The organism is Streptomyces sp. NPDC056600, assembly GCF_042792855.1.
Taxonomy (GTDB): Bacteria; Actinomycetota; Actinomycetes; order Streptomycetales; family Streptomycetaceae; genus Streptomyces.
Genome location: NZ_JBHTVQ010000040.1, coordinates 66,049 through 77,043, shown reverse-complemented (window position 1 = coordinate 77,043; position 10,995 = coordinate 66,049). Strand labels below are relative to the sequence as shown.

Genomic DNA, 10,995 nt, shown 5'->3' with positions numbered 1-10,995 from the left:
GGGCTTTCCTCCGGGCGCTTCCTTCGTTTCCGACTCTATCAGACCGTTTCCGTTCCGATTTCCTCGGTGCTTTCCAGGTCCTTCGCCTTTCGGCGTTTTCCCTTTCCGGCGGTTCCGACTCTATCAGTCTTTTTCTCTTCTCCGATCACCGCTCCCGGCACATGCCGAAGAGCCGATCTTGGAGGAAGATCTGAAGGAGTTGGGGTGCTGTCCGGGGTGCGTTGGTGCGATCTCTCGCACTCGCTTGTTCCGAACAGGTGTAAGACTCTACACACCTCCCGCGTCCAGAGGCAAATCGCTCACGGGGCCCCTCTTCCGGCACCAGGCGGCGTCAAGGCCGGGATCCGGGGCATTCCGGGCATACCCTGCCGACCTATGCGGCGCCCGATCACGGGCTGTGACTGTCGTCGGCTCTGGAGGCCTCTTCTGATGCTCACCGTGACATCGCCCCTCGCGGGCCGGGTCGTCGCCCTGGAGAGCGTGTCCGATCCCGTCTTCGCCGAAGCCATGGTGGGCCCTGGCCTCGCAGTGATGCCGGCGGCGGGAACGACGATCGCGGTCGCTCCGCTCGACGGGACACTCTTGTCTCTGCATCCGCACGCGTTCGTCGTCGTCGCGGACGACGGGCGGGCGGTGCTCGTACACCTCGGGGTCGACACCGTGCAGCTGAACGGCGAGGGATTCGAGCCTTTGCTGCGGAAGGGGGACACGGTCCGGCGCGGTGACGGCGTCGTCCGTTGGGACCCGGGCGCCGTGGAGGCGTCCGGCAGGCCGACGGTGTGTCCGGTGGTCGCGCTGGAGGCCATGGTCGACGCGCTGACCGGCTTCCCCGCCGACGACGGCGTCGTGGCCCCGGGCGACAGGCTCTTCCACTGGGAGTGACGTGGGGACTCCGCCCGGCCCCGCCCCTTGTGTCCCCATGGGCCTCGGGCAGCCACACTGGCATGCAGAGATCAACCGGGCGTCACCAGCGGGTGCGCTCTCGCACGAGTGGACGGTGAGATGGAGACGACGCTGCGAGGCGTAGGGGTCAGCCACGGTGTGGCGATCGGGGAGATCCGGCACATGGGCACGGCGGTGCTGGAGCCGCCTGCCCGGCAGATCCCGGGCTCGGAGGCCCCGCGGGAGCAGCGGCGGGCGCGCCAGGCCCTGCACGCGGTGGCTGCCGATCTCACCGCTCGGGGTTTCCTGGCCGGCGGCGACGCGCAGGCCGTGCTGGAGGCCCAGGCCCTGATGGCCCGGGATCCCGAGCTGCTGGCGGACGTCGAGCGGCGGGTGGCGGTGGGGAGCACCGCGGAGCGCGCCGTGTACGACGCCTGTGCGGCATACCGGGATCTGCTGCTGGGCGCGGGTGAGTACCTGGCCGGCAGGGTCGCCGACCTGGAAGACGTGCGCAACCGGATCGTGGCACGACTGCTCGGAGTTCCGATGCCCGGCGTCCCCGACAGCGACGAGCCGTACGTCCTGGTGGCACGGGACCTGGCTCCGGCGGACACCGCCCTCCTGGACACCGCGCTGGTGCTCGGCATCGTCACGGAGGAGGGCGGGCCGACCAGCCACAGCGCGATCCTGGCCCGGGCCCTCGGTGTGCCGGCGGTGGTCGGGGTGCCCGGCGCCGCGGAACTGCCGGAGAGCACGGTACTGGCGGTGGACGGGAGCACCGGTGAGGTGATCGTGGACCCGTCCGCCGCCCGGCAGGACGGGTTGCGGGCCCTGGCCGAGCAGCGGAAGGCCGAGCTGGCCGCCGCGAAGGACCCGGGCCGCACCTCCGACGGACACCTGGTGCCGTTGCTCGCCAACATCGGCGGCCCCGCCGACGTCCGGGCCGCGCTGGACGCCGGGGCCGAGGGCGTGGGACTGCTCCGGACCGAGTTCTTCGCCCTGAGCAGTCCCGGCAGCGAGGAAGCTCCTTCCGAGAGCAGTCAGGTGGAGGCATACCGGGAGGTGCTCTCCGCCTTTCCCGGTCGGCGGGTGGTGGTGCGCGTCCTCGACGCCGGCGCCGACAAGCCCCTCGGTTTCCTGACCCCCGCCGACGAGCCCAACCCGGCGCTCGGCATGCGGGGGGTGCGGACGCTGCTGCAGCATCCGGAGGTGCTGCGGACGCAGCTGCTGGCGTTGACGAAGGCGGCGGAAGGCCTGCCGGTGCACCTGGAGGTGATGGCGCCGATGGTGGCCGACCGGGCCGATGCCCGCGCCTTCGCCGAGGCGTGCCGGGCGGCAGGGGTCCGGGCCTCGGTGGGTGTCATGGTGGAGACGCCGTCGGCCGCGCTGCGGGCGCGCGCGTTGCTGCGTGAGGTCGAGTTCCTTTCCGTGGGGACGAACGATCTGGCTCAGTACGCCTTCGCCGCGGACCGACAGGCCTCCTCGCTGTCCCGGCTTCAGGACCCGTGGCATCCGGCGCTTCTCGATCTGGTGGCGATGACGGCGGAGGCCGCCCGCGCCGAAGGGAAGAGCTGCGGCGTCTGTGGGGAGGCGGCGGCGGATCCGCTGCTCGCCTGTGTGCTGACCGGCCTCGGGGTCACCTCCTTGTCCATGGCTCCGGCCGCGCTGTCGCGGGTCCGGGCGGCACTGGCCACCTGCACCCTGGCCCAGTGCCGGCGTGCGGCCGCGGCGGCGCGGTCGGCGGACAGCCCTGAGGAGGCCAGGCTCGCGGCGCGGGCGGTGCTGTCCGGGGAGTGAGCCGCGCCCGGTCCGCCGCCCGGGTGCCGGCGGACCGGGTGGCGTGCGCCGGACCGCTCAGTGCGGGTGGTACGGCGGCACCACTCCGAGGTCGGGTGGCGCGCAGTAGTCGACGTCCGACTCCGGCGCGATCGGTTCACCGGTGGTGACGTCGGTGCAGTAGGCGTCGAAGACCTCTCCGGCGGTGAGGGGTTCCAATCCTTCGGGCCGCAGACGCCAGCCGTGGACCTGGTCGGACCGGCCCGCGCCGACGCTGCGCAGCACCAGGCCGCCGGGGCTGCGCGTGGCGATGCCCAGGGCAAGCACGGCGGTGAACTCCAGGGCCTCACCCTCGTCGATCTCCACGTCGCCGTCCTCTCCTCGCTCGGCGTCGAGGACGCTGAAGAGCGCCTGGGGAAGGGCGCTCACGCTGCAGACCAGGTGGAGGGAGCCCGGGGGCGCGGTGTCGAGGGCCGAAGCCAGCAGTGTGGCGGCGTGGGCGAGTGCGAGCCGGCCGAGGTCCTCCCCGCATTCGGGGCACGGTCCGAGACCGGCCAGCACTTCCGTCGCGTACTCCCAGGTGGCCTGCCGGACGGCCTCCTCCACCAGGTCCGGCAGCAGGTCCGCGAGGGGGCGGCCGTCGTAGGGCACGGTCGGTCCGGTGGCGGCGAGCTCGGCGGTGAAGCGGGCGCGGCTGGCGCCCGCGTCGGGGTCGAGCCCTGCCTCGCGGCACCAGAGCGCGTACTCCGTCGGGTCGAAGAGGGCCACGCTGGTGTGGCTGCCCTGGGCGGCCCGCGACCTGAGCAGGGACTCCATCTGGTCGAGGTAGGTCGGGTGGTCGTCGAAGGCGAAGCTCCGGTAGCGGAGCATGGCCGCGAAGTCCTGTTCGTCGGTCAGCAGGCCGACGGTGCCGGCCACCTCGCGGCGCAGGACACGGCGCTGGTTGCGGCGGCCGGTGCGGGCGGTGCGGGACCCGCGCCCGGAGCAGGAGCTGTGATCGCCACGGGTGGCGCGGTCGGGCTGGGCGTGGGTACGGGCCATGGTTCCCCCAAGTGTGCGAGCGGTCGAACATTGCTCACTCACCGTAACCGTCGCCACTGACAGTGACAGTGGCGGCCTTGGAGGGCCGGGCCCGTACCCGGTGGTCCCCGGCGGCTCAGGCGCGCTTGCGCGCGAGCTCCTCGTAGAAGGCCAGCAGTCCGATGTCGTCGATGGACCCCGGGTTGACCGCCTTCTCGATGGGCGCGCCCTGCAGCAGCCGCTTGACGGGGACCTCGATGCGCTTGCCGGTGAGGGTGTGCGGGATGCCCGGGACCTCGATGATCTCGTCGGGGACGTGGCGGGGCGACAGCTGCTCGCGGATGGTTCGCCGCACCTTGTCCACCAGCGCCTCGTCCAGGTCCGCGCCGGGCGTGAGGTGCACGAACAGGGGCATCCAGTAACCGCCGTCCGGCAGTTCGACGCCGATGACCAGCGATTCCTTGATCTCCGGGAGCCGCTCGACGGCCTCGTAGATGTCCGCGGAGCCCATCCGGACGCCCTGCCGGTTCAGCGTGGAGTCGGAGCGGCCGTGGATGACCACCGACCCGCGGGAGGTGATGGTGATCCAGTCTCCGTGGCGCCACACGCCGGGGTAGGTCGAGAAGTAGCTGTCGTGGTACCTGCTGCCGTCGGGGTCGTTCCAGAAGCGGACCGGCATCGACGGCATGGGGTTGGTGACGACGAGCTCGCCGACCTCGTCGATCAGCGGATTGCCGCTCGGGTCCCAGGACTGCAGGTCGGTGCCGAGCCCGGCCGCCTGGAGCTCGCCGATGTGGACCGGGAGGGTGGGCACCGCGCCGGCGAAGCAGGAGCAGACGTCGGTGCCGCCGCTGACGGAGGCGATCCACAGGTCCTCACGGACCTCGTCGTGCAGCCAGCGGAAGCCGTCCGGCGGCAGCGGGGAGCCGGTGGTGGCGACGCAGCCGACCCGGGAGAGGTCGTGGTCGCGCGAGGGGTGCACCCCTGCCTTGCGGCAGGCCATCACGTACGCGGCGGAGGTGCCGAAGAAGGTGGCACCGGTGCGTTCGGCGATCCGCCACTGGGCTCCGGTGTCGGGGAAGCCGGGGCTGCCGTCGTAGAGCACCACCGTGGTGCCCGTGAGGAGGCCGGAGACGAGGAAGTTCCACATCATCCAGCCGGTGGAGGTGTACCAGAAGAACCGGTCCCGCGGCCCCAGGTCGCAGTGCAGGCCGAGCTGCTTGAGATGCTCGACGAGGATGCCGCCCTGGGACTGCACGATGGCCTTGGGCAGGCCCGTGGTGCCGGAGGAGTAGAGCACCCACAGGGGGTGGTCGAACGGCACCTGCTCGAAGACCGGGGCGGTGTCCGCGGAGGTCAGCTCCGACCACTCGAGGGCGCCCCCGGGGGCGTCGGTGCCCAGCAGCGGGATGTGCACGACGGCGCGCACGGTCGGCAGTTCCCGGCGCAGTTCGGCGACGGTCTCCCGGCGGTCGTGGTCCTTGCCGCCGTAGCGGTAGCCGTCCACGGCGAAGAGGACGACGGGTTCGACCTGCTGGAAGCGGTCCAGGACGCTGCGCGCGCCGAAGTCGGGGGCGCAGGAGGTCCACACGCCGCCCACCGCCGCGGTGGCGAGAAGGGCGACGACGGCCTGCGGGACGTTGGGCAGGTAGCCGCTGATCCGGTCACCGGGCCGCACGCCGAGGGCGCGGAGCTCGGCGGCCAGCGAGCCGACCTGCCGTGCGAGTTCGGCCCAGGTGACGGGGCGCGGATCCTGGCTCTCGTCGACGTGGAGCAGGGCGGGCTCGCCGGGCCGTTCGGCGGCTGCCCGCAGGGCGTGCTCGGCGTAGTTCAGGGTGGCGCCGGGGAACCAGGTGGCGCCGGGCATCGAACGGTCGCCGAGGACGCGGGTGTACGGCGTGGAGAAACGGACGTCGAACCACTCGGTGACGGCCTTCCAGAAGGTCTCCAGCTCCTCCACGGACCAGCGGTGCAGGGCGGGGTATCCGCCGTCCGCCGGGGCTCCGTGGTGTTCGGCGGCCCAGGCCTGGAACCGGGTGATCCGGGCCTCGGCGGCCCGCTGCGGCGTGGGCTGCCAGAGCGGGGCGGAGTTCTGCGTGGACATGGTGCGACTCCCGGGATCCAGCGCCTGTGGGCGCATGACGCGGCAGAGAGGACGATGCCATGTGATCGTCTTCGGTACCAGGGTGCCCGCCACATAGTCCCCGGCCGACGTGTGGGGTGCCGCACCACGCGGTTGATCAGGAGTAGCGGCCTTCGAACCAGTTCCGGACGGCCACGGTGTGCAGCGGGAAGGCCAGGTCGGCGGGCTCGCGGAGCAGGGCGCGGTCGGTGGTCTCCGCGGTGGGGACGAACGGCGGGAGCGAGGCGGCCGGCAGTTCGGGGAGGAGGCCGAAGACCAGCAGGTGGCCGTGGGGCGAGCTCAGCACGTCGGCCGGACGGACGTCGGCCGCGTCGGCCACCAGACCGGTCTCCTCGTGCAGTTCACGGACCACGGCCCGCCGCCAGTCCTCCTGGTGGTCGACGAAGCCGCCGGGCAGGGCGGTGCCGCCGAGCGCCGGCTCGACGGCGCGGACGATGACCAGCAGGCCGGTCCCCTCGGCGTCGCGGACCGGCTGCAGGGCGACGGCGACCGGGAGCGGGTTGCGGTAGGCGACCGTTCCGCAGGCGCGGCAGGTGCGGGGCCAGCCGGAGACGGCTTCGCCGTAGCGGGTTCCGCAGGCGGAGCAGTGGGAGCCCGGCGGGTGGACGGCGGCGGGGTGCGGGGAGGCGGACACGGCCGGAATCTATCCGATGCGCGCCGCCCCCGCCGCCGGATCGGGTCGACGGCGACGAGGGCGGGGCGGCGGGCGGACGACGGCCGACGGCCACCGGCGCGACGGCCCGGGGCAGGGCAGTCCGCGTGCGGCGGTCCGTCAGTGGGCCGGCGTCAGGGAGGACCGGGACACCGGGAAGTCGAAGTAGGTGTCCGGGTAGAGCTCGGGCTTGAAGGTGTAGTGCCACCACTCGTCGGCGTAGTTGACGAAGCCGAGGTCTTCCAGGGTGTCCTTGAGCAGCAGCCGGTTGGCGCGCTGTTCGCCCTGGACGCGCGGGTCGAGGGTGTGGGACAGGGTGTCGAAGCAGTCGTAACCGGTGCCCATGTCCAGGGAGTTGTCGGCGAAGCGCTCGTCCTGGGGTGCGTAGCAGGGCTCCAGGCCGTCACGGGGGACCCATGGCCGGTCGGGGGTGGCGGGCAGTTCGACCACGGTCAGGTCGACGGTGGAGCCGCGGCTGTGGCCGGACCGCTCGGCTATGTAACCGTCGGGGAAGAGGCGGGACTTGTCGAGGTCAGGGTAGAACTCCGCCTTCATCGCGGTGTCGTCCACGTCCTTGGCCCACCGGACGAAGTGGTCGACGGCGCGCTGCGGGCGGTAGCAGTCGTACACCTTGAGGCTGTAACCCTGCGCGCGCAGCCTGCTCTGGGCGCGGCCGAGGGCCTCGGCGGCCGGGCGGGTGAGGATGCACAGCGGCTGGCGGTAGCCGTCGATGCGTTCGCCGACGAAGTTGTGCCGGGTGAAGTAGCGGATCTCCTGGATGATCGTCGGGTCGACCTCCGCGAGCGCGACGAAGTCGTCCGGCGCGTGCGGGTCGGAAGCTGCCTGCGCGGTGGCCGCTCCCGCGGTCATGGTGACCAGGGCGGCGGCCGAGACGGCCAGGGCGCGGGCGCTGACGGGAAGTCTGTTCATGGTCCCCCGTCTACCAGGGTCGGGGCGTCCGGGGGAAGAGATCGTCGGCGCCGGCCGGGGACCGGAGAGAAATGTTGCCCACTTTTGAGGCATGACTCGGCGTGGAGCGGGAACAAGTGCGCCACGCCCGGCACTCACCGGGCTCGGCACGGCCCGTACCCCAGTCGGCGGGGGTACGGGCCGTGTTCGTGTTCCCGGGTCCCTTCACAGGGCGCGCAGGCCAGCGATGACGTCGCGCAGCACCGTCGCGTCGACCGCCTCGACCAGTCGGACCGGTGGCTGGACGCGGATCAGCCCGTGGTCGAGCAGATCCGAGAGGAGCACCCGCAGGACCCCGACGGGCAGGTCGAGGTCGGAGGCCAGGTCGACCACGGAGCAGGCCGCGTCGCGACACAGGCCAAGCACCGTGAGGTGCTCGGGGACCAGCGCGGCGAAGACTTCCGGGTCGGCGTCCTCGTCGTTCACCGGCTGGGTGGTGACCATGGCGGTCAGCGGGAGCCGTTCGCAGGCGGCCGCAGCCGTGCGGCCCCGGGTCATGGCGTACGGGCGGACGACCGGACCGGCCTCGTCGTCGAACCACTGGGTGGGGTCCCCCTCGGCGGGACCGTCAGCGTTCATGCCCGGTCCCTACCCGCCGGTGATGATTTCGTCGCGGGGTGCGGTGCTCAGGTGCGAGCCGACCTTCCGTACCAGGAGGGTCATCTCGTACGCGACCTGGCCGATGTCGGCGTCGGCGTCGGCGAGCACGGCCAGGCAGCTGCCGTCCCCGGCCGCGGTGACGAAGAGGAAGGCCTCCTCCAGTTCCACCACGGTCTGCCGGACGGCGCCCGCCTCGAAGTGGCGTCCCACGCCCTTGGCCAGGCTGTGGAACCCGGAGGCCACGGCGGCCAGGTGCTCCCCGTCCTCACGGGTGAGCTCCTTCGACGCCCCGGTGGCCAGTCCGTCCCCCGAGAGCACCACGGCCTTGCGGATGCTGGTGACCCTCTCCACCAAATCGTCCAGCAGCCAGTTCAGTCCCCCCGAGGCTGCCCTTCCCGCTTCGTCGAACGGGTGCGCGGCTGTCATCGATCATCCACCTTCGTCGTTGCGTGTACGGTTCCGGTCCGCGCTCCCCCTGGCGCTTCCCCGGGCACGGCTCCCGTGCCGGCGTCCCGGCCGGCGTCGGGCTCCGCGACGTCGTTCTCCTCACGCCCACGCTGCCAGCCGTTCTGGAGCGAGGCCATCCTGCTGCGGACCTCGTCCGCGTCGCGGGAGCCGGGGTCCGCCACCTCGGTCCCGGCGCTCCCCCGCGCGGAGCCGTCGGCGGGCGAACTCTTGAGCTGGTGGGCAAGGTTGGCCTGACGGACCCGGCGCGGCAGGCCGCCGGGCGTACGGGCCGCGGCGGGCGCCGGACGCACCGGACCGGCTTCCTCCCCGTCCCGGTCCGGAACGGCCGCGTGTTCGGCCGCCGGCTCCCCCGCGGGCTCCGTGGCGGCCTTCACGGTGTGCTCGGGGGCAGGCTGCCCGGCCGGTTCGGCGGGCTCGGCGCGCGGGACCCGGAGGCCTCCTCGGGAGGACGGTTCCCCGCCGAGCGGCTCCTCCAGCGACTCCTGGAGGGGGATGACCTCGACCAGTTCGAGCTCACCGGTGCGCTCCGCGTCGGAGAGCCTCTTGCGCGCGGCGACGTGCGCGCGGTCCAGCCGCATGCCCGAGCCGTTGGTGTCCGGCTCCTCGTCGGTGAGCACGCTCTCCGGGAGCAGCACCACGGCCGTCGTCCCGCCGTACGGGGACGGCTGGAGGGACACCCGGACGTTCTGCCGGCGGGCGAGCCGGCTGACCACGAAGAGTCCGAGGCGGTCGGTGTCGGAGAGCTCGAAGTCCGGCGTCTCGGCGAGGCGTTGGTTGGCGTCGGCGAGGGCGTCGCCGGCCATGCCGAGGCCGCGGTCGTGGATCTGCAGGACGAAACCGGCCGGGACGCGCTCACCGAGGACCTGGACGGCGGTGTGCGGCGGCGAGAACACCGTGGCGTTCTCGAGGAGTTCGGCCAGCAGGTGGGTGAGGTCGGCGACGGCCGGGCCCTTGACGAAGAGCCGGGGCAGGCGGCGCACCTCCACGCGTTCGTAGTCCTCCACCTCGGCGGCGGCCGCGCGTACGACGTCCACCAGGCGGACCGGCTTGCGCCACTGGCGGGCGGGGGCGGCGCCGGAGAGGATCACCAGGCCCTCGGCGTGGCGGCGCATGCGGGTGGTGAGGTGGTCGAGCCGGAACAGGTCGGCGAGTTCGTCGTTGTCCTCGGCCCGGCGCTCCATGGTGTCGAGCAGGGTGAGCTGGCGGTGCAGCAGGACCTGGCTGCGGCGCGCGAGGTTGACGAAGACCTCGGAGACGCCGGCGCGCAGTTCCGCCTGCTTGGCGGCGGCGGTGACGGCGGACCGCTGGAGGGAGTCCAGCGCCCGCCCGACCTCGCCCATCTCGTTGCCGGGGAACTCGCGGGGCGGCATCTCGGCGTCGACGTCGACCTTCTCGCCGCCGGACAGACGTCGCATGACGGCGGGCAGGCGGACGTCGGACGCGTCGTGCGCCTCCTGGCTCAGGCGGCGCAGGTCGCGCACAAGGCCGCGGCCGATCCGGACGGAGACGACGACGCTGGCGAGGACGGCGAGCAGACCGAGGACGCCGCCGGCGATGACCTTGAGGATGATGTTGGTGGCGACCGGGCCGACGCGTTCCTGGTAGCGGTCGGCGGTCTCGTCGTTGAGGTGCTGGAGGCCGTCGAGGGCCTCGCCGGCCGTGGTGTCCCAGTTGCGCGCGGTCATCCGGTGTCCGGCGTCCGCCCGGGACTCGGCCTTGCGCAGTGCCGCGGAGGCCTTGCCCTCCCAGAAGCTCTCGTGCCGGGCGCGGTCCGCCTCGGGGAGCATCGGAGCGCTGACCGCGATGAGCAGGCTCCGCTGGGCGACCAGGTCGATGAACTGGCGGGTCTCCTTGACGCTGAGGCCGCCGTTGGCGACGAGACCGGAGCCGAGCAGGGCGTCCTCGCGCGCGAGCAGTTCGCGGACCCGGAACAGGTTGACCACGGCCCGGGCCTGCTGGTCGAGTTCGACGGTGTCGGCGGCGGGGAGGGCGGTGAGCAGGTCGAAGCACTCCTCGATCAGCTCGTTGTAGGCGGTGTAGGCCTCGGTGCGGTCGTCCGAACCGTGCTCGACGGCGCTGCGCACGGTCTCCACGCGCCAGAAGGTGTCGAGCACCGCGTCGAGCTGGTCGCCGGAGGTGGGGCCGAGGGCGTCGACGACGTCCTCCTTGAGCGCGTTGGCGCGGACCACGTTCACCACACGGTCGGTGGCGCCCCAATAGCGCCTCAGCAGCGCGATGTCGGCGTGGGCGGGATCGGCGAGATGGAGCAGGGTCTGGCGACGCTCCTCCTGCAGCTTCTCCACGACCTCCTCGACCGGGTAGCCGATCTCGTCGACCGCGGTGGCCACCGTGAACATGCGGTTGGCCTCGCCCGTGGTCAGCACCGTGGTGAAGGCCCAGATTCCGGTCAGGGACATCAGCGGCACGATCAGCAGCGCCACGATCTTCCTGCGGATGGACGTCCCGCGAAAGCCCATGGGCACCC

At 72.5% G+C, this 10,995-nt stretch carries 9 protein-coding genes; 2 read left to right on the top strand and 7 right to left on the bottom strand.

The genetic code is table 11. The annotated features are described in order from the left end of the window. Window positions 1-429 precede the first annotated feature (429 nt). Complete coding sequence (locus ACFRAV_RS20375) at window positions 430-882, top strand: PTS glucose transporter subunit IIA (protein WP_382557562.1); 453 nt, start codon at window positions 430-432, stop codon at window positions 880-882. Window positions 883-1,002: 120 nt separating this feature from the next. Beyond that, the gene (gene ptsP / locus ACFRAV_RS20370) at window positions 1,003-2,679 is read left to right on the top strand and encodes a phosphoenolpyruvate--protein phosphotransferase (RefSeq protein WP_382557560.1); all 1,677 of its coding nucleotides are present in this window, start codon (window positions 1,003-1,005) and stop codon (window positions 2,677-2,679) included. A gap of 57 nt (window positions 2,680-2,736) precedes the next feature. Here the strand turns inward: ptsP and ACFRAV_RS20365 are convergent, their stop codons facing one another. From ACFRAV_RS20365 to ACFRAV_RS20335, 7 genes are all read right to left on the bottom strand, one after another. Further along, window positions 2,737-3,699, bottom strand: a complete 963-nt coding sequence (locus ACFRAV_RS20365; RefSeq protein ID WP_382557558.1) for a hypothetical protein — start codon at window positions 3,697-3,699, stop codon at window positions 2,737-2,739. 115 nt (window positions 3,700-3,814) lie between these two features. Then, window positions 3,815-5,782, bottom strand: a complete 1,968-nt coding sequence (locus ACFRAV_RS20360; RefSeq protein WP_382557556.1) for an acetoacetate--CoA ligase — start codon at window positions 5,780-5,782, stop codon at window positions 3,815-3,817. A gap of 136 nt (window positions 5,783-5,918) precedes the next feature. Continuing rightward, window positions 5,919-6,455 carry an NUDIX domain-containing protein gene (locus tag ACFRAV_RS20355; protein WP_382557554.1) on the bottom strand — a complete coding sequence of 179 codons (537 nt, stop codon included), beginning with the start codon at window positions 6,453-6,455 and terminating at the stop codon, window positions 5,919-5,921. A gap of 138 nt (window positions 6,456-6,593) precedes the next feature. Then, window positions 6,594-7,403: a M15 family metallopeptidase gene (locus ACFRAV_RS20350; protein WP_382557552.1), complete on the bottom strand. Its 810-nt coding sequence runs from the start codon at window positions 7,401-7,403 to the stop codon at window positions 6,594-6,596. A 204-nt stretch (window positions 7,404-7,607) separates the two neighbouring features. Continuing rightward, the gene (locus ACFRAV_RS20345) at window positions 7,608-8,021 is read right to left on the bottom strand and encodes a DUF742 domain-containing protein (RefSeq protein ID WP_351118557.1); all 414 of its coding nucleotides are present in this window, start codon (window positions 8,019-8,021) and stop codon (window positions 7,608-7,610) included. 9 nt (window positions 8,022-8,030) lie between these two features. Further along, window positions 8,031-8,468: a roadblock/LC7 domain-containing protein gene (locus ACFRAV_RS20340; protein WP_382557550.1), complete on the bottom strand. Its 438-nt coding sequence runs from the start codon at window positions 8,466-8,468 to the stop codon at window positions 8,031-8,033. Further along, on the bottom strand, window positions 8,465-10,987 hold the full coding sequence (locus tag ACFRAV_RS20335) for a nitrate- and nitrite sensing domain-containing protein (protein WP_382557548.1): 2,523 nt from the start codon (window positions 10,985-10,987) through the stop codon (window positions 8,465-8,467). The genes ACFRAV_RS20340 and ACFRAV_RS20335 overlap by 4 nt, the downstream gene beginning before the upstream one ends. Window positions 10,988-10,995 lie beyond the last annotated feature (8 nt).

Excerpts from the sequence above, each read along its gene's own strand:
- ACFRAV_RS20375 (WP_382557562.1), top strand. The coding sequence starts at position 430 with ATGCTCACCGTGACATCGCCCCTCGCGGGCCGGGTCGTCGCCCTGGAG.
- ptsP (WP_382557560.1), top strand. The coding sequence starts at position 1,003 with ATGGAGACGACGCTGCGAGGCGTAGGGGTCAGCCACGGTGTGGCGATC.
- ACFRAV_RS20365 (WP_382557558.1), bottom strand. The coding sequence starts at position 3,699 with ATGGCCCGTACCCACGCCCAGCCCGACCGCGCCACCCGTGGCGATCAC.
- ACFRAV_RS20360 (WP_382557556.1), bottom strand. The coding sequence starts at position 5,782 with ATGTCCACGCAGAACTCCGCCCCGCTCTGGCAGCCCACGCCGCAGCGG.
- ACFRAV_RS20350 (WP_382557552.1), bottom strand. The coding sequence starts at position 7,403 with ATGAACAGACTTCCCGTCAGCGCCCGCGCCCTGGCCGTCTCGGCCGCC.
- ACFRAV_RS20345 (WP_351118557.1), bottom strand. The coding sequence starts at position 8,021 with ATGAACGCTGACGGTCCCGCCGAGGGGGACCCCACCCAGTGGTTCGAC.
- ACFRAV_RS20340 (WP_382557550.1), bottom strand. The coding sequence starts at position 8,468 with ATGACAGCCGCGCACCCGTTCGACGAAGCGGGAAGGGCAGCCTCGGGG.
- ACFRAV_RS20335 (WP_382557548.1), bottom strand. The coding sequence starts at position 10,987 with ATGGGCTTTCGCGGGACGTCCATCCGCAGGAAGATCGTGGCGCTGCTG.